Origin of the sequence: Streptomyces sp. NPDC056734, from assembly GCF_042790455.1 — a bacterium.
Lineage (GTDB): Bacteria > Actinomycetota > Actinomycetes > Streptomycetales > Streptomycetaceae > Streptomyces.
The window spans coordinates 379,861-400,357 of record NZ_JBHTZD010000001.1; the positions used below are offsets into that span (position 1 = coordinate 379,861).

General features: G+C 71.3%; 15 protein-coding genes. 1 reads left to right on the forward strand and 14 read right to left on the reverse strand.

Annotated features, from left to right (window positions below; translation table 11 throughout):
* Window positions 1–27 precede the first annotated feature (27 nt).
* On the forward strand, window positions 28–3,588 hold the full coding sequence (locus ACFRFC_RS01450) for a BTAD domain-containing putative transcriptional regulator (protein ID WP_382679931.1): 3,561 nt from the start codon (window positions 28–30) through the stop codon (window positions 3,586–3,588).
* A 116-nt stretch (window positions 3,589–3,704) separates the two neighbouring features.
* Here the strand turns inward: ACFRFC_RS01450 and ACFRFC_RS01455 are convergent, their stop codons facing one another.
* The 14 genes from ACFRFC_RS01455 to ACFRFC_RS01520 form a co-directional block, all read right to left on the reverse strand.
* Entirely contained in the window at window positions 3,705–4,367 is a 663-nt protein-coding gene (locus tag ACFRFC_RS01455) for a spherulation-specific family 4 protein (RefSeq protein ID WP_382679933.1), read from the reverse strand.
* On the reverse strand, window positions 4,364–5,275 hold the full coding sequence (locus ACFRFC_RS01460) for an NAD-dependent epimerase/dehydratase family protein (RefSeq protein WP_382679935.1): 912 nt from the start codon (window positions 5,273–5,275) through the stop codon (window positions 4,364–4,366). The genes ACFRFC_RS01455 and ACFRFC_RS01460 overlap by 4 nt, the downstream gene beginning before the upstream one ends.
* 7 nt (window positions 5,276–5,282) lie before the next feature.
* Complete coding sequence (locus ACFRFC_RS01465; RefSeq protein WP_382679937.1) at window positions 5,283–5,996, reverse strand: NDP-sugar synthase; 714 nt, start codon at window positions 5,994–5,996, stop codon at window positions 5,283–5,285.
* 72 nt (window positions 5,997–6,068) lie between these two features.
* Entirely contained in the window at window positions 6,069–7,070 is a 1,002-nt protein-coding gene (locus tag ACFRFC_RS01470; RefSeq protein WP_382679939.1) for a GDP-mannose 4,6-dehydratase, read from the reverse strand.
* Between the two features lie 166 nt (window positions 7,071–7,236).
* Window positions 7,237–8,643, reverse strand: a complete 1,407-nt coding sequence (locus ACFRFC_RS01475; protein ID WP_382679941.1) for a hypothetical protein — start codon at window positions 8,641–8,643, stop codon at window positions 7,237–7,239.
* On the reverse strand, window positions 8,640–10,163 hold the full coding sequence (pelF, locus tag ACFRFC_RS01480) for a GT4 family glycosyltransferase PelF (RefSeq protein WP_382679943.1): 1,524 nt from the start codon (window positions 10,161–10,163) through the stop codon (window positions 8,640–8,642). Before pelF ends, ACFRFC_RS01475 begins: the two co-directional genes overlap by 4 nt.
* An 85-nt stretch (window positions 10,164–10,248) precedes the next feature.
* A complete protein-coding gene (locus ACFRFC_RS01485) occupies window positions 10,249–12,375 on the reverse strand; it encodes a hypothetical protein (protein ID WP_382679945.1) in 2,127 nt (708 codons plus the stop codon).
* A 445-nt stretch (window positions 12,376–12,820) separates the two neighbouring features.
* Window positions 12,821–13,339 carry a hypothetical protein gene (locus ACFRFC_RS01490; protein WP_382679947.1) on the reverse strand — a complete coding sequence of 173 codons (519 nt, stop codon included), beginning with the start codon at window positions 13,337–13,339 and terminating at the stop codon, window positions 12,821–12,823.
* 462 nt (window positions 13,340–13,801) lie between these two features.
* Entirely contained in the window at window positions 13,802–14,593 is a 792-nt protein-coding gene (locus tag ACFRFC_RS01495; protein ID WP_382679949.1) for an inositol monophosphatase family protein, read from the reverse strand.
* A gap of 273 nt (window positions 14,594–14,866) precedes the next feature.
* Window positions 14,867–15,295 carry a VOC family protein gene (locus ACFRFC_RS01500; protein WP_382679951.1) on the reverse strand — a complete coding sequence of 143 codons (429 nt, stop codon included), beginning with the start codon at window positions 15,293–15,295 and terminating at the stop codon, window positions 14,867–14,869.
* Between the two features lie 61 nt (window positions 15,296–15,356).
* Window positions 15,357–16,457 carry an agmatinase gene (speB, locus tag ACFRFC_RS01505; protein ID WP_382679953.1) on the reverse strand — a complete coding sequence of 367 codons (1,101 nt, stop codon included), beginning with the start codon at window positions 16,455–16,457 and terminating at the stop codon, window positions 15,357–15,359.
* Window positions 16,458–16,830: 373 nt separating this feature from the next.
* Window positions 16,831–18,405, reverse strand: a complete 1,575-nt coding sequence (locus ACFRFC_RS01510; RefSeq protein ID WP_382679955.1) for a PfkB family carbohydrate kinase — start codon at window positions 18,403–18,405, stop codon at window positions 16,831–16,833.
* Window positions 18,395–19,969, reverse strand: a complete 1,575-nt coding sequence (locus ACFRFC_RS01515) for a carbohydrate kinase family protein (protein WP_382679956.1) — start codon at window positions 19,967–19,969, stop codon at window positions 18,395–18,397. Before ACFRFC_RS01515 ends, ACFRFC_RS01510 begins: the two co-directional genes overlap by 11 nt.
* Before the next feature lie 90 nt (window positions 19,970–20,059).
* A complete protein-coding gene (locus tag ACFRFC_RS01520; protein ID WP_382679958.1) occupies window positions 20,060–20,482 on the reverse strand; it encodes a VOC family protein in 423 nt (140 codons plus the stop codon).
* Window positions 20,483–20,497 lie beyond the last annotated feature (15 nt).

The following is a 20,497-nucleotide window of genomic DNA, read 5'->3' on the forward strand; positions in this document are numbered from 1 at the left end:
AAGCTTTCGGCCACTGGAGCGCTCGGGATGGACGACTGCGAATTCGACCTGGAAGTCCGCCTGCTCGACGGCGTGCACGCGCTGCAAGCGGGCCGTGAGCTACAACTCGGCACGCCCGCCGTGCGCTCACTCTTCGCGTTCCTGGCGCTGAGCGCGGGCACGACCGTCACCAAGGCCGACATCATCGGCGCCCTGTGGGGCGACACCGCTCCCCGCTCGGCGGTCGGCAGCGTCTACACGTATGTCTCCTCGCTCCGCAAGGCCCTTCCGCCCGGCCCGGACACGGTCCACAGCAGCCCGCTGCTGACGTCCACGCGGGCCGGATACCGGCTGCGTGTCACGGCCGACGCGGTCGACGCCCGCCGTTTCGAGGGACTGGCCGGCCTGGCCCGCCGGCACGCGGGCACAGGTGATCTCGCCGGGGCCCTGCCCCACTGCGACGGAGCCCTCGCCCAGTGGACCGGGTCCGCGCTGGGCGGCGCGGTCGGCCCCTTCGCCGAGGGGGAACGCTCCCGCCTCGGTCTGCTCCGCCTCGATCTGCGCGAACTGCGCTGCGAGGCCCTGATCCACACCGCCGCCACCACCGAGGCGATCGCCGACCTCACCGTCCTCACCGCCGCCCACCCTCTGCGCGAGCGCCTGCGCGAACTCCTGATGCTCGCCCTGTACCGCGACGGACGTCAGGCCGAGGCCCTCGACGTCTACCGCGACGCCCGCACCCGCCTGGTCGAGACCCTCGGCGTCGAACCGGGCCGGGGACTGCGCAGCATGCACGAACGCGTCCTCACCGGCACCTTGCACATCCCGATCCGATCCAGGTCCGCCACGACGACGGTCATGGGCCCTGCCGCGCCACTGCCGCCGGGCCCGCCCGCACCGTCGCCCGCCCTCGCCCCAACGGGCCTGGCCCAGGCACTGATCATGCCTCCCACGGTCGCTCCCGCCGGGGCGCGGCCCGGCACGGTCCGGGCGAAGCGGCCCGCGGAGGCGCCCGACGCGGAACCGGGCTCCTGTCCGGCCGACCCGTCGGCGATTCCCCCCACAACGGCGCCCGCCCCGCCCTCCGTCCGGCCGCTCACCCCCGCCGCCGTGATACCCGCACCACGCTCCGGCGAATGCCCGGCCTCGCCGCTCGCCGATGCACCGGCCTCGCCGTCTGCCGAAGCCCCCGCGTCGCTGCCCGCCGTTCCACCGGCCTTGCCCTCCGCCGAAGCCCCCGCCTCGCCGCCAGCCGTTCCACCGGCCTCGCCGTCTGCCGAAGCCCCCGCCTCGCCCTCCGCCGAAGCCCCCGGCGCGGCTCCCGCCACAGTCCTCCACCACGGGATCCGCGCCACCGCCACCCCCACGGCCGGCTCCGAACTCCCCGCCACGGGCTCCGCGACCGGACCCGGCACCGCCCCCGCCCCCCGATTCGCCGCCCCCGGCGCCCCCGGCGCCGCTGGCGAAGCCCCCGCCTCCACCCGGCCGTCCACCGGTCACCTCACCGACACCCCGGAAGCAGCCCCCGCACCGACCTCGCCCCAGCCCTCCGAATGGCGGGTCCGCCCCGCTCAACTGCCGCGCGCCCTACCGGACTTCACCGGACGGGAGGGCGCCCTGCTGCGGCTGCTGGAGCTGAGCGGGACCGGTGCCCCCGACGAGGCGGATGCCTGCGCGGTGATCTCCTCGATCGACGGCGCCGCCGGGGTGGGGAAGACGGCGCTGGCGATCCACGCGGCGCATCGGCTGGCCCCGGCGTTCGCGGACGGGCAGTTGTATCTGGACCTGTGCGGATTCGACCCGTCACGCTCGCCCGTCACGCCGCAGGACGCGCTGGCGCGGCTGCTGTGGGGACTGGGGGCGCGCGGCGAGGTGCTCAAGGCGGACCTGGAGGTGCAGGCGGCGACGTACCGCTCGCTGCTGGCCGGGCGCCGGGTGCTGATTCTGCTCGACAACGCGGCGGACGCGGACCAGGTGCGTCCGCTGCTGCCGGCCACACCGGGCTGTCTGGTGCTGGTGACCAGCCGTCACAAGCTACCGGGGCTGGTCGCCCGGGAGGGTGCCCGCCGGGTCAGTCTCGGGCTGCTGGAGCCGGCCGAGTCGGAACGGCTGCTGCGCCGGGTGCTGGGTGACGCGCGGGTGGACACGGATCCGGGCGCGGCCCGTGCGCTCGCCGGATACTGCGGACATCTGCCGCTCGCGCTGCGGATCGCCGCGGAGCGGATCGTGTGCGCCGACCACGGCGCGATCGCCGATGTGGTGGCCGAACTGCGAGTGGCCCGCGACCGGCTCGACGCGCTCACCGCGCCCGACGACGAATCGCCCGCCGTGCGTGCCGTGTTCGCCGCCTCCTACCGGGTGCTCAGCCCCGAGCAGGCGCATGTGTTCCGGCTGCTCGGCCTGCACCCGGGCGCCGAGATCACCGTGCCCGAGGCGGCGGCGCTGCTGGAGATGCCGACCACGCGGGCCCGGATCCATCTGGACGCGCTGGTGCGCCGGCATCTGCTGGAGCATGTGGCGCGCGACCGCTACCGCCCGCACGATCTGCTCCGTCTGTACGCCGCCGAGCGCGCCCGCGAGGACGAACCGCGCCAGGTCGCGGTGGCCGCGGTGGAACGGATCATGCGCTGGTATCTGGCCTCCGTGGCGGCGGTGCGCGAGGCGCTGACGCCGGGACTGGGCCCCCGGTGCCGGTTGCTCGCCGCGCCCGAACCGGACCTTCCGGACCTTGCCCCGGTGGCACCGGCCTCCTACGACGAGGCCATCGAGTGGGCGCACCGCGAGCTGCCCTCGCTGACCCGGGCGCTGAACACCGCCACCACTCATGGCCTGGACACCCTCGCCGCCGCGCTGGCCTGCGCCATGGGCGCGCTGTGCCATGGCACCAGCCGCTGGCGGGAGTGGCTGCGGGTGACCGAGATCGGCCGGCGGGCGGCGGAACGGGCAGGCGACCTGCTGAGCCTGGGGCGCCTGTACAACGACCGGGGGGTGGCGCACCACTTCCTGGGCCGCACCGTCGAGGCCGTGGACTGCCACCGGTCCGCCGTCGCCCTGCTCATCGACCTCCAGGACACGGACACCGAGGACGACAGGTCGGTCGCGGCGGGCATCACCGTCGCGTACGCGATGATGGGCCGCCACCTCGGCTCTCTCGATCTGCTCCACAAGGCGCTGGACATCACCCGGGGAAAGGGACTGCACCTGGCGGAGGTGACCGTGCTGGAGTGTCTGGGCGCGGTGCTGTCCGGGCTGGGGCTGCACGGGGAGGCCATCACCCACGGCCGGCGCTGTGTGGAGCTGAACCGCGCCGCCGGGTTCGACCACATGCTGCCGCACTCCCTCAGCCAGGTCGCCACCTCCTGTCTGAACGCCGGACGGGTCGAGGAGGCCATCGACCACTTCGAGGAGGCGCTGCGGATCTGGCGCCGGCTCGGCGACAGCTGGGGCGAACGCCGGGGCGTCCTCGGCCTGGCCCACGCCCGCAGCCTGCGCCACGCCGCCGCACGTCGCGCCGACGGCCCGTCCGCCGCCGCCCGTCCGGCGCCGGACAACGATGACGCCCAGGCACCGGAGACCTTCCGGTCGGACGCCTACTGGGCCTGCACCTGACACCCGCCGAAGCCAGAGTCCCGCCGAAGCCGGAGTTCGCGCAGGGCCCGGCCGGGAACGCCGCGCCATCGGCCGGGCCGGGCCGCCCCCACCGACGGGGTGGCCGGCGCGTTCCGTCAGCGCCCCGCTTCCCTGAGCGCGGGCGTCAGCCTGGCCCAGGGATTGGGCAGTTCTCCCGTGACCGGACCGGCGACCGCCGCGCCGCGCTCGTGCGCGGTCCGCACCGCGAGCGGCACCAGAACCTCGGGCACGCCGTAGACCAGATGACAGAACCGTTCCGGTGGGTGCCTGGCCGTCCAGTCCGGTCTGCTGAACGCCGACACATAGGTCGACCAGTGCCCCTCGAACGTCACCACCAGATCCGCGATCCGCGCGTACCCCGGCGCCGGATGCGCGCCCGGGTTGAGCACGATGGGCGAGGCGCCGAGCCGGCGCACACCGCGCACCAGCCGTCGGCACGCGGACAGTTCCTGCGGCGCGGCCGTCACCTGGTCCAGGAAGCAGCCCTCGGTGCCGTACCACTCACGGTGGCGCAGCACATCGCGCAGCACATCGGCGGCCGGGCGGGTGCCGTAGTCGGTGTCGACATAACCGAGCAGCCGCGCACCGGCCGCCCGCAGCGCCCGGGCCGCCGCCGTGAACGCGGGGTCGGGTTCCGTACCGGGGCCGCTAGCCGGGTTCAGCACCACGCCATAGGTGTGCGAGGCCGATTCGATCAGACGATGCCAGGCGCCCGGATCCTCGGCCGGATGGACATACAGCGGAACGAGCAGGCTCACGAAACCCGGACGCCTTCCGGCCGTGCCGCCCGGTCCCACAGCGCGCCCAGTGAGTCGTCCAGGGTGTACGAGGGCCGCCAGCCGAGCGCGGACCCCGCGGCCGTGATGTCCGAACACTGCCACGAGACCTCTTCGGACCGCGCCGATCCGCCGCCGTTCTCCTCGATCCGCCCCCGGAACCCCGCGATCCGGGCCAGCGCCCGCACCAGGTCCCGTACCGGAGTCGCCTGCCCGCCGCCGATATTGAGAACCTCCGGCAGCGGCCCCGGCGCCCGCGCCGCGAGCGCCACCGCCCGCGCCACGTCCCGCGCGTCGACGAAGTCGCGGTACGCCGACAGATCACCCAGCCGGACCACCGCGTCGGGGTCGCCGCCCGCCGCGCGCAGCAGTCCGGCGAGCCGGCCCGGCAGCCCCGTGACCGGCGCGCCGGCCCCGAGCGGGTTCCCGACCCGCAGCACCACCGCGTCCAGCCCCGACGTGGCGACGGCGACCGTACCGGCGAGCTTGGTGGCGCCGTAGACGGACAGCGGTCGGGTGGCCGCCGACTCCGTCACCTTGGAGTGGAGTGCGCCGGGCCCGTACTCGGCGGCCGAGCCCAGATGGACCAGCCGCGCCGACGGTGCCGCCTCGCGCAGGGCGGCACACAGTACCGCCGGGCCCCGGGTGTTGACCTCGGCGAGGGTCACGGCGTCGCCCCCGGTGGCACCCGCGCAGTTGATCACGGCGTCGGGCGCGGCTTCGGCCAGCATGTGTGCCAGGTCGTCCGGGTGGACCGTGGCGAGGTCGATGCCGAACCCGGCGGCGGAGGACCGGCCGCCGCCGAGCACCCGCACGCCCTGAAGGGCGCGCAACTGCCCGGCCACATGGCCGCCCAGATAGCCGGTGAGGCCGAGGACGAGAATGCGCATCGGGTGGTCAGGCTCCCTTGAGCAACAGCGACTTGCGGGTGGTGAACTCGGCGTTGGCCTGGTCGTAGTCGTCCGGGCGGCCGATGTCCAGCCAGTACCCGTCGAACTCGTAGGCGTGCGGTGGCTCGCCCCGGCCGAGCAGGTCGAGCACCAGCTCGTCGAAGCCCAGCGGCAGCCCGGGTGTGTAGCCCTCCAGCGTGGCCCGGGACAGCCCGTACACGCCCATGGAGACGCGGTAGTCCATGCTGGGCTTCTCGGTGAAGGCGACGACCCGGCCGTCGTCGGTGGTCAGCACCCCGAAATCGATGTGCACCTTGCGGGCGTACGTCGCGATGGTGAGCGGCGCGTCGGACGCGCGGTGCGCGGCCAGGACGTCCGCGTAGTCGAGGTCGGTGAGGATGTCGCCGTTCATGACGAGGAACGTCTCGGGCAGTTTGTCCATCATGGTGACCAGCGGGCCCATGGTGCCCAGGGGGCTTTCCTCGGTCACATAGTCGACGGCCATGCCCCACTGGCTGCCGTCACCCACGTAGGCGCGGATTATCTCGCCGAGATGACCGATGGCGATGGTGGCTCGGATGAAGCCCGCCGCCGCGAGTTGCCGCAGCACGATCTCCAGAATGGCGTGCTGGTCGCCGATCGGCACGAGCGGTTTGGGCAGCGCGGTGGTGTAGGGCCGCAGCCGGACGCCCTTGCCTCCCGCCAGGATCACAGCGTGCATGGGACTCCTTCTTGGTGTCCGTCGTGTGCTTCGTGTCTGTCGTGGACGTGCGTGTCGTGGACGTGCCGTCTGTCAGATGTTGTAGATGCCGGTCTTGTACCGGGCGAGGTTCGCGGGGTCGCGGAAGAACTCCACGGTGTGCGCGAGGCCCTCCTCCAGGGAGTGCCCGGGCCGCCAGCCGGTCGCCGCGGTCAGCCGGCTCGCGTCGGCGACGAGCCGCATCACCTCGGAGTTCGCGGGCCGGATGCGCGCGGAGTCCTCACGTACGTCGACGCCGGTGTCCATCACCTTGCCGATCAGCGCGACCAGGTCCCCGACCGAGATCTCCCCGCCGGTACCCGCGTTGAAGGTGCGCCCCACCACCTGCCCGGCCGGTGCGCCGCCCACGGCGAGGAACGCCTGGGCGGTGTCCTTGACGTAGCAGAAGTCCCGGGTCGGCCGCAGATCGCCGAGGGTGATCGTGCGTTCCCCGGCGGCGAGCTGGCCGATCACGGTCGGGATCACGGCCCGCATCGACTGGCGCGGACCGAAGGTGTTGAACGGCCGCAGCGTCACCACGGGTGTGTCGAAGCTGGCGTAGTAGCTGTCCGCCAGCCGGTCCCCGCCCGCCTTCGAAGCGGCGTACGGGGACTGGGTGTTGATCGGGTGGTCCTCGGTGATCGGCACGGTCTGCGCGGTGCCGTAGGTCTCGCTGGTCGAGGTGTGCACCAGCCGGGGTGTGCCGAGGGCGCGCACCGCCTCCAGCACATTGAGCGTGCCGGTGACATTGGTGTCGACGTAGCTGTGCGGCGCCTGGTACGAGTACGGGATCGCGATCAGCGCGGCCAGGTGGTAGGCACAGTCGGCGCCTTCGAGCAGCGAGCGGACCGATCCGGGGTCCCGGACATCGCCGAGGACGATCTCGACCTGGTCGAGGACATCCTTCGGCAGGGTCTCCAGCCAGCCGTAGGAGGAGAACGAGTTGTACTGCGCCATGGCCCTCACCCGGTGCCCCGAGGCGACCAGCGCCTCGGTGAGGTGGGAGCCGATGAAACCCTCGGCTCCGGTGACGGCGGCGAGTGGTGCGGTGGTCAACGCGTACTTCCTTTCGGCTGGTGGTGCGGGGTGGACAGGATCTTGCGGGCTGAGTGCTGTGTGTTGAGTTCTGAGTTCTGAGTTCGTGTGCTGAGTTCTGTGTGCTGGGGGCGGTACGTCGTCCCGCCGGGCGCGGTGTGTGCCGCACCCGGCGGACGGGTGGACCTCATGCGTGGGGTGCGGGCCGTCCCAGTAGGCGCAGCGCCCAGCCGAACAGGGCCAGGCTCGCCGCGCCGGCGCAGGCCGACAGGGCGTCGAGGGCGATCGGCGGGTCGGCCAGGGTGAGTGTGCCGGCCACCGCGGCGGCGGCCAGGGACAGCACGGCGGGAGGCCAGGCCACCCCGAACGCCTGGAGCAGCAGGGCGATCCACAGCGCCGCCGCGAGCAGCAGCAGCGGGACGGGCGGGGAGTCGGTGAGCAGCGCCATCGGCAGCAGCGGCAGCAGATAGCAGCCGAGACACAGCACGAGGACGCCCGCCGAACGCAGCCGGAACCCTGCCGGTGTCCCACTCGCCCGCAGCGCCGTCACGGACAGCCCCCGGAAGCGGTACAGCAGCCATTCGGCGAGCCCCATGCTCACGGTCAGCACGATCACCGCCCAGGGTTCCTCCCGCCCGAGCAGCAGCACCAGCGTGCCCGCGGCCAGCCCGAACAGGCCGTACGGCAGCGAGCGGACGAGCGGCGGCCGTACGGCGTCCGCCGCCGGGGGAGTGCTGTTGAGAGCGGTACGCAGCACCAGGCCGGCGGCACCGACCGTACCCACCAGGGCCAGCAGCGGCAGCCCGGCGCGCAGCGCCTCGCCCGGTTCCCACCACGGCAGCACCACCGCCCCGGCGACCAGCGGGGTGAGGGACGCCAGCAGCAGCCGCTCCCTGCCCAGCACCAGCAGCGCGCCCGCCGCCCCGAGATACATCGACTGGGACGCCGCGGCGATCACCGCGGCGCCCGAGCCGGACAGCAGGATCCCGGCCCCGGTGGCCACGGCCGCGCCGAGGGGGGCGCCCTTGAGCAGGGTGACGGCCGCTTCCCGGCGTCCGGCGGCCATCCGGGCGAAGGCCCGGTGGCCGAGCGCCTGCCCCCACGCCCAGGAGACGAGACCGGCCACCACCAGGACGGCGAGGGCACTGTCGGCGTCCCACAGCGGTGAGGTGAGCACATACGCCAGCCCCGGCAGCGCGAACAGGGCCCCGCGCAGCGCGGAGCGGACATGGTCGGGCCGCCAGGGGTCGGGCGGCGACTCGGGTTCCGGGAAGGTGCGCGGCACCTTCTCGTAGAGCGCGGCGGCGAGGGAGAAGAGGTTGCGGTGGCCGTAGCGCTCCTTGATCAGCTCACCGGTCAGGCCCTCCGACTCCAGCAGCGCGGCGACCTCGTAGGGATGCACGGCGGGACCGATCCGGTCGGCCAGCTCGGCCGCGAGTTCGTCGACCGCGGCGTGGTCGATCTCGAACCTGGGCCGGCGCAGCGTCATCGTCTCGTCCCATCGCAGGGCCTTACGAAGCGGGGCTTTGACCATGCGCAGAGCGACGGTTTCGCCCTGTCTGCCGTCGGGATCGAGAGGCATCGGTCCGCTCATCCGGCCATGCTCCCCGTGCTGATGACGGCCGTGCCCACGACCGGCTCCTGCTGGTGTGCGACCGGGCGCCGCATCCGGCCGGACGAGGCCAGTTCCAGGTAGATCGAGCGGAAGGTGTCGACGGTCTGGCGCAGGGTGAACTGCTCGATCACGCGCGCCCGCGCCGCCTCACCCATCATGCGGCGGCGCTGCGGATCGGCCAGCAACTCCAGCGCGGCGTTGGCCATCAGCTCGGGATCGCGGGGCGGAACCACCAGGCCGGCTCTGCCGACGGCCTCGCGCACACCGCCGACGTCGGTGGAGACGGTGGCCCGCCCGCACGACATGGCCTCGATCAAGGTGAACGGGAAACCCTCGCTGATGCTGGAGAGCATCACGACGTTCCCGGCGGCGTAGGCGTCCTTGATGTCGTCGACCCGGCCCTCGAAGGTGACCGCGTCGCCATGACCGAGGTCCGCGGCGAGGGCCTCGCAGCGCTTGCGGTAGGCCTCGCCGCCGCGTGGCGTACCGCCGAACAGCCGGAGTGAGGCATCGGGGACCTTGTCCCGGACCAGGGCGAAGGCGCGGATCAGGGTCTCCAGGTCCTTGATCGGGTCGACCCGGCCGGCCCAGCTCAGGGTGGGTGCGGCCGGTTCGGGCCCGGCCGGCGGGAAGGCGCTCGGGTCGACGCCGTTGTAGACGGTGCGGATCGACTCGGGTGCGGCCCCGCCCTGTTCCTCCCACAGCCGGTTATAGCGGTTGCCCGGGGTGATCAGCGCCGCACGCCGGTAGGTCTCCTCGGCCAGCAGCCGGAAGAACCCGAGGACGACGGCCTTGACGGGCCAGCGGTAGGGGGCGGTGCGATAGCCGAGGTAGCGCTCCCGCAGATAGACGCCGTGCTCGGTCAGCAGCAGCGGCACACCGTGCTGTTCGAGCGCGGCGAGCCCCGGCAGCGCGGCGACCCCGCCGCTGACCGCGTGCGCCACCCCGCCCTGGGGTGGTGGTGTGGCCAGCGGGCGCAGGGCGTGTTCCAGCAGACCCGTCGCGGTGATCGCGTCATGCAGCGTCGGGCGGGCCTCCCGTACGGTCAGGCCCGGCCGGTTCCACACCGCGGTCATGACACCGATCGCCTGGTCGTCGCGGAGAAAGGGGCTGAGCGCGCCCCGCGCCGCGGCCCGCGCCATGGTGTAGAGGGCGGGGGCGAAGCCGTGCTCGGCGCGCGGATCGAGCACGGCGGTCAGGAACTGCTCGTAGGCGGCGGCCAGCTGGTTGCGGCTGCGGCCGCGCGGCGGGCGGCCGTCGGGCGCGGGACCCCACATGGGGACGGAGGCCACGCGGGTGACATGGGCGGGGACGTCCCAGACGAGGGGTTCGCGTCCGGTGCCGGTCACGGCGATGACCTCGAAGTCGAGATCAGGCATCCCGGTGACGAGCTGGTCGCACCAGACGCTCACCCCGCCGTGACTGTGCGGGTACGTGCCTTCGGTGAGCAGGGTGACGCGCGTCGATGCGACACGGTGCGCGCCAGGAAAAGCGTGCATGGATGGGCTCCACGGCCGAGGTATGTGGTGGGCGGAGCGGCCCCGGCCGCACGCGGTGCGGCCGGGGCCGGGACTGAGGCCGTGCTCAGATCTCCGGGAGGTACGGCACCGGCTCGCTCGCGCCGGCCGGCACCGTGGTCTCGGGTGCGGTGGAGGTGTCCGCCCCCGAGGTGTCGCCGGTCGCGGCCGGGGCGGCCGGGGCCGACGGCAGGGTGAAGGTGAGCGGCAGCCCCGCCGAGGCGGTCCAGCCACTCACCGCGCCCGCGTAGGCGTCGCCGAACGCCGAGCCGCCCAGCTGGGTGCCGGTGGGCAGGGTCGCGGTGACGGACACGCCGTCCGGCGCCTCGACGGTCACCGTGTCGCCGACGCGGTAGGCGGTGACCTCACCGGCGGCGAGCGCCGCGGCCCAGTCGGCGCGCTGCTGCGTCTCGATGCCGAGGTCCTTCATCGGAAGGTTCACCACGGGCGTGCTGTCGGCGAACAGGGCGTCGTAGCCGTCGAGGACACCGTCGAGGACGGGGTACGCGATCCGGTCCTCGGCCAGGTTCGACTGGTGGATGAAGTGCGGCTGGAGGTCGCCCGCCAGGACATGCCCGAGGGCGGTACGGGTCTCCAGCGGCACGATGTAGTCGGCGTAGCCGGTGGTGATGTCCAGCGGCGCCGTGAGGCAGGTGCTGGTGGCCGGGTTGTCCTCGCAGATGCCGCTGCCGCCCTGTGCGCGGCTGGTGTAGATCCAGTTGTACTCGTCGACCTGCTCGGCGGCCCGGCCCGCGTTGTAGAAGATGTTCATCGGGTAGCGCGAGACGGTCGTCGCAGGACCGACCTCACGCTGCACGGGGTCACGGGAGTTGTCCGAGGCGATCCACTCGATGCCGTTCGCCGCGAGCGCGGGAGCGAGGTTGGGGTTGTCCACCGGCTGCTGCGGGGAGATCCGCAGACCGGAGTGCTCGCCGGTCACCAACTCCTCGTTGTCCAGCTCCAGTCCGGCCGTCTCGCCCCAGACGCGATTGGTGGCGATCTCGTCGGAGATCTCGGTCTCGCTGACCCACTGGGTACTGCCGTCCGCGTTGGTGGCGCACACCCACGGCACCACGGTCACATCCTGCACACAGCCGAGGAAGGGGTGTGAGTAGGTGTGGTTGATCCAGCGGAAGCTGTCACTGTCCTCGATGAACTCATCGGCGAGTTCGTCCACGCCGCCGTTGTCCTCGCGCTGGGTCACGCTGCCCGCGCCGTTGTAGACCATGTCGAGGGTGATGCCCTGCGCCTGCTGCCACGCGACGGCCGCGTCGACATCCGCCGCGGTCATCCGGATCGGGTCGGACACGCCCTCGCCCGGCGGGCAGTCGATGTCGCCCGGCGTGCAGTTGAGGTCGGAGTCCCAGCGGTCGTCGGCCGCGAACACATCGTCGACATGTACGGAGAAGTAGTTGCGGGAGGCGCCGAGGTGCACCCCGCCCGTCATCCACTCCACGATGCCGCGCGCCAGCAGCCGGAACTGCTGCTGGTACTCGTTGTAGACGAAGGTGACGACGAGTTCGCGCCGCCCGTCGTGCCGGTACTCGCCGACCAGCGAGCCACGGGTCGTCTGTCCCGGGATCGGGGCGTCGACATAGGTGGTGAAGTCGGCGCCGGGCGCGGGTGCCGACAGATAGGCGTAGCTCTCGCCCACGGTCGGCGAGTTGTCCTCGAACGGCACGGTGCCGTCGAGATAACCGAACGGCCCCGCCGCACCGGCCGCGGTGACCTGCGCGGTGACCCCGTCCACGCTGCCCGAGTAGCCGCCGTAGACCGGGTACTGGAGTCCGGCCTCCGGGCGGGCGTAGGTGTAGGCGTCGACCTGCGGAATCGCGTAGGTCTGCTCATAGGCGACGAGCGCCGCCATCTCGGTGCTGCCGGCGGCGAACGGGTTGTCGTTGGGCAGCACGACGGCCTGGTACTTGGCGCGCGGCACACTCCCGGCCGTGTCCGCGAGGAAGTCCGCGTTGATCACGGGTCTCGCGGGATCGGTGAGATCGATCTCGGTGTACGGCGTTCCGGCCGTGCCGAGTTCGGAGGCGATGGCGTCGGTGGCCGGGCCGCCGTCACTGACGATCAGGACCCGTAGGTCGATGCGGGGTGTGACGGTGTCGGCGTGTGCTGTGGCCGGCGCGACCAGTGCGGCGATGGCCGCGCCCACGGTGAGCGCGGCCGTGCGTATGGATCGCTTCATGCGGTGAATTTCCCTCCCCTGGCAGGGGTAGGTCACCGCTCCCCCAAAGAGCGGGCACCCCCCCATGCGCCGCGCCACGCCCCCTGAGACGTTCGTTCGCTGACGCACTCGCAGCGTCCATAGTGATGTTCTTGTGTAGCTTTTGTGGTCACGAAGCGGAACGTGGCGGAAAAGCGGGGGCGACGAATGGGCGCCGAATCGGCCCGCGCGGCCCGTCCGGAGAGTGTCTTCTCGCCAGGATCGAACCCAAATGGATCACGTATTCGCAGATCAGAGCCCTTGACCGCGGTCGTTGTCGGCCGAGGCGTCTTCTCCCCGCCACGGCCGCACATCCACGACTGGCCGGTTCACGCCCCCGTATTTCGTCTGGTTTACGGCCCATGTGGATCTCGAAATGCGGATGGCGGCCGGCCACACTGTCGGCCGCCTGTGAACCGCCTGTATGTCAGCTGCAAAGCACCCGGGTCTCGGGGGTGTAGGCCGGACCGCCGCTGATGCTCGTGCTGTCGCTGAACTCGATGTAGTAGTACGAGTAGAAGCCGATGTTGCCGTTGCAGCCGGACGCGGCGTCGATCGACAGGGTGAGGGTCACGGTCCGGCTCTGGCCGGGCGGGATCGTGGCGCCGTAGTTGGTGCCCAGGTTGGCGGGGCCGGTGCCCGAGCACGGGACGGGACCGCTCGCGGTGGCCAGCGAGCAGCCGGTGAAGCTGTACAGCAGGTCGGGCCGCTGGGTGGTCAGCCACGTCGGGTCGATCGTCTGGTACACGAACCAGACGTCGTAGCTGTGATTGTTGGTCAGTGTCACCGACAGGTTCACCGAGCCACCGGGCGTGGTGGTGGCGGCGTCCGTGCTGAACGTGACGTCGGCCTGGGCGGCACTCGCGGACGGCGTGAAGCCGAACACGGCCAGTGCGACGGCGAGAACGGAGGTGAGTCCGAAGCGTCTGAGCAGAGTTGATCGCATGGCCAGGGAGGCTAGGCAGACCGGATGCGCACCGTCTGCCCCGCGGCCCGCCCCGCAAGGTCCCGACGGCCGAAAGTGCGCGATACGTGAAGGCGATGTGAAGGCATCGCCACCTGCCCTACGGCCGGTATCCGCGCACGCCACAGAGTGTGAAGAGGCAGGGCACGGAGTTACGGACCGGACCTGGGCAGGGAAGCACGGGCCGCGGCGGAATTGGCGAGTTTCCCACTGGGCGCGGAACTCCTGTCACACCTCATGTACCGCAGACGTTCACATGGGTTCCACCTGGGGCGGGGCATCGGAGGCGATCGGTCGCCGGGCCCGGCGCAGGAGGACCGCGCATGCCCGGTCCATCAACTGCTCACGCAGGGACCTCTCCTGTTGGCCCTGCCCCCGGCTCACGAGCGCCACCCGCTCGCCCGCACCAGGACCCACGTGGGGGTGCCGACCCCGCCCGGCACTTCAGCCACGGATCAACGACATCAGCAACCGGTGAGTCCCGCCGTCCGCGGGCACCACGAGTCCGCGACCTGACGGCCCGATCGGCCTGCCGTCGATCCCGGTGACCACACACCCAGCGGCCCGGCACAGAGCGATCCCGGCAGCGAAGTGCACACTCCCGGACAGGTCACCGCCATCGGTCACGTACGCAGCGCGCCGGCCGGCGGCGACCCAGGCCAGGGCGAGTGTCGTGGAGACGACCCGGGGCCGGAACCGCTCCACGAACTGAGGGTGCGCCAGCAGGTCCACGGCCCGGAACATCGGTGCGCTCGGAAAGGGCGGGTCCAGGTTGACATCGACCAGCCGGGTGGCGGGCCTGGGCGCCAGCTCGACATCGGCACCGCCGTTGCGGACCCAGGCACCCTCACCGCCGGTGAAGAAGATCTCGCCGCTGAACGGATCGGCCACCGCCGCCGCACCGCCGCGCAGCGCCACGTTGACGGCCACCAGCATGGTGTCGGCAGCGTAGTTCAACGTGCCGCACAGGGGATCCACCAACCACTGATGTGCGGCCCCGGCGACACCCTGCTGCCCGCCCTCCTCGCCGAGCACGGCATCCTCGGGCCGGGCGGCACGGATGACGCCGAGGATCGCCTCCTCGGCCGCCACATCGGCGGCGGTCGCAAAGTCCCCGGCGCCCTTGTCGACGCGGGCGAGCCGCTGACCGCACAGCGCGCGCACCACCTCCGCACCGGCACCGGCCGCCGCAATCGCAACTCCAGCATCATCGAGGCCCACACGTGAATCGACCATGCCGCGGAGGATAGCGGCACCGGGCTCCGCGCCTGTGGGCCGGCGGGCAGCACGGCGTCGAGCGCGCGTTGGAACATGTCCGGGTCGGACCGTCCGGGCTCTCACCGGCTGCCCATCGGACGCCGCGCCACCAGGTCGGAATGAGCGAGGCCGGCTGCCGCCTCCCACTCCATTGCTTCCGCAAGGACGGTGAAGGTATCGAGTCGCGCGTGCCCTGCTGCAACGGCCCATCGCGCCCGTCCCCCCTCATCTGGGAAGACAGGTTCGCGGCCCTCAGTCGATGCAGAACTCGTTGCCCTCGATGTCCTGCATCGGGATGCAGGAATCGGTGCCGTCGTACAGCGTCCGCACGTGCACCGCGCCCAGCGGGACCAGGCGCGCGCACTCGGCCTCAAGCGCGGCGAGGCGCTCTTCACCCACGAGTCCGGTGCCGACCCGCACATCCAGATGCACCCGGTTCTTGGCCGCCTTCCCCTCGGGGACGCGCTGGAAGTACAGCCGTGGGCCGACACCTGAGGGATCACTACAGGCGAACCATGAATCCCGCTGCTCAGGCGGCTGCGAGCGCGTGAAGTCGTCCCACGTGGCGAACCCGCCCGGTGGCGGCGGTACGACGTACCCCAGCACCTCGCACCAGAAACGAGCGAGACGCTCGGGTTCCGCGCAGTCGAAGGTGACCTGGAACTGCTTGATCGATGCCATCGGCCCACCCTATGGGCACGACCCTCCGCAGTGAACGGACGGGACACCGCACATGCGGGGGTCACAGTCCGGCGTCGCGGTCTCGCTGGGCTTCCGCGCGGGCCCGGTCCTCCGCGCTGAGGCGCGTGCCGAGGTGGCCGTTCTCGACCAGCGCGGCGAGGGTGTCCATGATGACGCGCGCGCCGAGCTGGGATGTGGTGTCGGCGCTGTCGTAGGGAGGAGAGATCTCCACCAGGTCCATTCCGATGAGCCCCTCCTGAGCCACCATGCGTACCGCCTTGAGCGCCTCGCGGGGCGTCATTCCACCCGGTTCCGGGGTGCCTGTGCCGGGGGCGTAGCCCGGGTCGACGACGTCGATGTCGAAGGACAGGTAGACCGCGTCGACGTCCTTCCAGGCGATCTCCAGGGCGATCTCCATGGCATGGTCGATACCGAGTTCCTCGACATCGAACATGGAGATGACGGTCGTGTCGCGCTCCGCGGCCACCTGCACGCCGGAGTGGTTCCCGATCCAGCCGCCGATCCCGATCTGAACGAGGTTGGCAGGGGGCACGTTGGGCAGGTCGGTGGCGTGCGACCAGTGGGTGGTGTGCATCCGCTCGTCCATGGTCGTCACGGCGGTGTCGATGTGCCGGTCGAAGTGGATGATGCCGAGTCTGCCGTCGATGTGGCCCGCCAGCGCCTTGGCGTCCGGGTAACCGATGCAGTGGTCACCGCCGATGATCACGGGGAAGGCGCCGGTGTCGAGGATGTGCGAGATCCCGCGCTCGACCTGGTCGAAGGTCTTCTCGATGTTGGCGGGGATGACGAAGATGTCCCCCGCGTCGCCGACCGTGAGTTCCTCCAGCAGATCCATCCCCAGATCCGGACTGTAGGAGTCGTACAGGGCGGAGATGCGCCGCACGGCCTGGGGCCCGAAGCGCGCCCCGGAACGGTAGGTGGTGCCCATGTCGAACGGGGCACCGACGACGGCGACGTCGTAGCGTCCGATGTCGCGTACGTTCTCGACATAGGGCGACTTCAAGAACGTGGGAATGCCCGCGAACATGGGGTCCGGACCCCGGGAGAACAGCGAGATGTCACGGTCATTGATCGATGGCGCGGCGGTCAGGCCCAGATCGAGGCTCCGCTCGGTCAGTTCCCTGCGCCTGCGCTCCGGCACATCCTTCAAACGCCGCCGGGCACGCATCCCCGACAGAGCCGCGCGGCTCAGCGTCTGCCCGCTCCCGCGCATGGTCGGATTCGGACGCAAGGGGTTCTGGTGATGTCGCTCGTTGAAAGGAACGCTGCGATCCATGAGACACCTCGCCCGTGGACGGAGCAGAAGAAACCGCACCGGGGCCCTGCGTGCCGGGGCGGCCGACACGCCGCAGCCCACTCATTCCACCAGAGTGCGCGAGGGCGCTCCGCTCCGCCACTGGGGACCGCCGTCCTCAGCTCGGTCAACGACCCGCACCGGCTCTTCCAGACCTACGGGCCCCGGCCACAACACGCCTCGACCGGAGGGAGAGAAGCAACCGAACGTCGGCCGGCGGTCACACATGCGTGAACCCCTGCCTCTGAAGCGCCTGGTCCAGGTGCCAGAACGTCCGGTCGACGGCGTGGCGTGGAAAGGTCGTGGTGTACGGCACGGCGGCGGGCGGGACGGATTCGCAGCCCTCCTCGGCGAGCACGAGCACATGGTCGAAGCCGTAGTGGCCCTGGAAGAGGCCGATCTCGTGGATCACGTTCTGGCGTGCGACGAGCTGGCCGTCCCCGGTCATGTCCTCGGCCGTGAGGACACAGATGGCGAAGCTACAGCGCCGGAGGTAGTCGGTGAGGGCCTCGGTGACCGGGCGGCTGCCCCAGGAGTCCGACTCGAAGGAGTACACCGGCAGGCCGAACCGCTGCTCCACGAACGTCTTGACCGCGAGCCACGCGGGGCTGCGGCCATGGGCGACGAACACTCCGCCCGGCACGGCGTCGGAGCGGCGGGCAGCGTCGTAGGAACGGATGAAGTCCTTCGTCACACCGGCGAGTTGGGCGTGGCCCTGACTGCCGACGTACTGGAGCTTGTGGCGGGCCAGGGCCATGCCGAGCAGGGAACCGAGCTCGACCTGGAGACTGTCGCCGGTGAGCACGGCCAGCAGTCCCGCCGAGAAGACATCGCCGGCACCGGTGGCGTCCTCGACCTGCTCGTCGGCGAGGACGACCTGGGGGTAGAAGTCCTCCACCGCCTTGCCGTTCTCCCGGCGCCAGGAATGGATGCCGCCCCGCCGCTTGACGATGACGGCGCTGCGATCCCCGTCGAACGTCCGGAGCAGCCGCCCGGCGACGTCCTCGTCGGTATCGGTCTCCGTACGCAGGCCGAGTTCGTCGAACTCACGGTGGTTGACCAGGAGGTAGTCGCTGAGCGCGCAGAGGTCGTGGACGCCCTGGGTGGGGTCCAGGCTCCACACATGGCCCGGATCGAAACTGATCAGGGTGGCGGGGCTGACCCGTTTCACCGCCCGCAGGACATCGAGGAGCTTGCCCGGCGTGTACTCGTCGAGGAAAGACGTCACATGGATGACCCGGGCCGTGGCCAGATAGGCGACGACCTCCTCGAAGGAACTCGACAGGTGGCCGGCCATGGCGCTGTTGGCGCCCGCATGGGTGAGGAGGGTGCGGTCGCCGTCCTCCGTCAGCGAGAAGCAGATGCCGCACAGATGGTCGTCGTCGCGGAACACGAAGGGGTGATCCACGCCCAGGGCCTCAAGTTGCCGGATCGCGGAGAGTCCGGGCCCCGGCACCCGCCCCGCCACACCCACATAGCCCAGGCGCAGCCCGAGCTGGAGCTGTGCGAGGACGCTGATCGCGTTGTACGCCGAACCGCCCAGGGAAGTCTGCAAGGTGGAGGCGTTGACCGCTTCCAGGGCGGCGTAGACCGTGGCCTCGTCCACCGCCGTCTCCGTACCCCACTCCGGTACGGGCCCATCCCCGTCGAGGAGTTGGGTGATACGGCTGGTCAGCGGGGTACGGTCGGGGCCGGTCGGCTGGTCGGCATGGGTGATGTAGTCGAGGTTGAGGGCGCCGATCCCGACGACGTCCAGGGCGAAACCGGTCGGCCGTGCGGCCTGATCAGCGCTCATGCGAACCTCTTCCTCGGATCAGGATGCCTTCCCTGACCAGCATTCGTTCCAGCTCCATGAAGGTGGTGCTGATCCTGCCCGGCGGGAAATCCATCCGGATCAGGCCGGCGTTGTTGGAGAACGCCTCGCATCCGTCCTCCGCCAGGATGGCCACCCGGCCGAAACCGTAGTAGCCCTGAAAGACTCCCACCTGATGAACAGTGCCCTCCCCGGCCCGGCGCCCCCCGCCCGCCATCACCTGCGAGGCCGACAGCACACAGATCGCGAAACCGCAGCGCCCCAGCCGCTCCCGCAGCAGCCGCTCGTACCCCGGCTCCTGGGCCTGGGCGTGATGGAGGGTGTAGACGGTCAGGGCGCACTCGTCCGCCAGGAACGTACGCAACGCCTCCCACCGGGAATCACCGTCATGCGCGACGAGCACCGCTCCCGGGCGCGTCCGCGCACTGTTCGGTGCCTCGACCGACTGGAGGAACCCGTCACGGCCCACGGCGGGCCAGCCCGCGGAAGGCACGTGCCGCTGCGCTGCCCGGTGCCGTGACAGGCTCAGACCGAGGAACGACCCGAGTTCCACCTTCAGACGCGTCGAGGTGTGCGCCGCGATGACGGACGCCGAGAAGACGTCCCCGGCCCCGGTCGCGTCCTCCGTCGCCGCCGCACGCACCGGGCGGCGTAACCGGAATCGCTGAACATCGACACCGTACGGCGCACGCCGGAAGACCTCCACATGGTCGTAACGCTTGGTGAGGAACAGCGTGCACGCCGGGAGACAGCGGGCCAGCAGCCTCCGGGAGATCACCTCGTCGGACTCCCCGAGCGCGTAGGCGCCCAGCGCCTTGAACTCCCTGTGGTTGACGAACAGCAGATCACTCAGTGCCAGGATGCCCTCGACGGCCTCGCTGGGGTCCTCGGCCCAGGCGAACCCCGGGTCGAAACTGATCAGCAGAGCGGGATTGATCGTACGGGCCCGGGTGAGGACATCGAGCAGCACCGGCGGCGTCAGGTCGTCCAGGAACGAGGTGACGTGCACGATCCGCGCCCGCGCCAGATACTCGGCGATCGCGGTGGCATTGGCCCGGAGATGATCGGCCATCGCGTAGTTCGCGCCCGGATGCGTGAGCATCACCCGCTCCACGTCGTCCAGATAGGAGAGGCAGACACCGGACAGCTGACCCGACCGGCGGGCCACCCAGCGCCGGTCGATACCGAGCAGGTCCATCTGGCGTACGAAGGACAGTCCCGGCGTCTCTATGCGCCCGGCGACGCCGACGTAGCCGAGGGTCAGTCCGAGACGCATCTGCGCGAGCGTGAACACGGTCAGCCACGCGGACCCGCCGAGCGACGCGTCCAGCGAGGATGCCCCGAGCCGTTCGATGGCCTTGGAGACCACGGCCGCCTCTATCGGCCCCTCGGTGTTCCATTCGAACCGCGCCGTCGACTCCGACACCTGCTCGGCCATCCGCGCCGACAGCCGTGAGGCGCTGGCGATGTAGTCCACGTTCAGCGCGCCCACACCGATGATCTCCGGGCCGACGCCCTCCGCCGGAGCGCGTCCCGCGTCCCCCATGGCACCCCCAAGCCGGGCCCGCACCTGTCCGTAGCCCAGGTGATACCCCCTTCGACGCGACTTTCACCGCTGAAATGCCGTGGGGCTGGTTCAGCCGTTGTACGGAGCGGTGACATCCAGGACCCAGGTGACGCCGAAGCGGTCGGTCAGCATGCCGTACAGCGGCGCCCACTGCGCGGGCTCCAGGGGGCTCACCACGGTCGAACCCTCGGCGAGCCTGCCCCACAGGGCGCTGATCTCCTCGGCGTCGTCCCCGCGCACGGAGACGAAGAACGCGTTCTCGCCCTGGTGCCAGGGCAGCTGCGAAGGCACGTCGTACGCCATGACGTGGAAGCCGCTGTCGCCGGCCACCTCGCCCCACATCACCCAGTCCGCCTCACTCTCGTCCCGTACGGCGCCCGCGTCCTTGTAGGTGACCGCGACCGTGCGTCCGCCGAAGACGGACCCGTAGAAGTCCAGCGCCTCGCGCGCGGTACCCCGGAAGTTCAGGTGAGTGGTGGTCGTGACGGACATGACCTGCTCCTTGCC

What these genes read in the sequence shown, in the direction of transcription:
- ACFRFC_RS01510 (WP_382679955.1), bottom strand. Translation starts at nt 18,405, where the DNA reads ATGAGCGCTGATCAGGCCGCACGGCCGACCGGTTTCGCCCTGGACGTC.
- ACFRFC_RS01515 (WP_382679956.1), bottom strand. Translation starts at nt 19,969, where the DNA reads ATGGGGGACGCGGGACGCGCTCCGGCGGAGGGCGTCGGCCCGGAGATC.
- ACFRFC_RS01495 (WP_382679949.1), bottom strand. Translation starts at nt 14,593, where the DNA reads ATGGTCGATTCACGTGTGGGCCTCGATGATGCTGGAGTTGCGATTGCG.
- ACFRFC_RS01465 (WP_382679937.1), bottom strand. Translation starts at nt 5,996, where the DNA reads ATGCACGCTGTGATCCTGGCGGGAGGCAAGGGCGTCCGGCTGCGGCCC.
- ACFRFC_RS01485 (WP_382679945.1), bottom strand. Translation starts at nt 12,375, where the DNA reads ATGAAGCGATCCATACGCACGGCCGCGCTCACCGTGGGCGCGGCCATC.
- ACFRFC_RS01500 (WP_382679951.1), bottom strand. Translation starts at nt 15,295, where the DNA reads ATGGCATCGATCAAGCAGTTCCAGGTCACCTTCGACTGCGCGGAACCC.
- ACFRFC_RS01450 (WP_382679931.1), top strand. Translation starts at nt 28, where the DNA reads ATGGACGACTGCGAATTCGACCTGGAAGTCCGCCTGCTCGACGGCGTG.
- ACFRFC_RS01490 (WP_382679947.1), bottom strand. Translation starts at nt 13,339, where the DNA reads ATGCGATCAACTCTGCTCAGACGCTTCGGACTCACCTCCGTTCTCGCC.
- pelF (WP_382679943.1), bottom strand. Translation starts at nt 10,163, where the DNA reads ATGCACGCTTTTCCTGGCGCGCACCGTGTCGCATCGACGCGCGTCACC.
- ACFRFC_RS01520 (WP_382679958.1), bottom strand. Translation starts at nt 20,482, where the DNA reads ATGTCCGTCACGACCACCACTCACCTGAACTTCCGGGGTACCGCGCGC.
- ACFRFC_RS01475 (WP_382679941.1), bottom strand. Translation starts at nt 8,643, where the DNA reads ATGAGCGGACCGATGCCTCTCGATCCCGACGGCAGACAGGGCGAAACC.
- ACFRFC_RS01460 (WP_382679935.1), bottom strand. Translation starts at nt 5,275, where the DNA reads ATGCGCATTCTCGTCCTCGGCCTCACCGGCTATCTGGGCGGCCATGTG.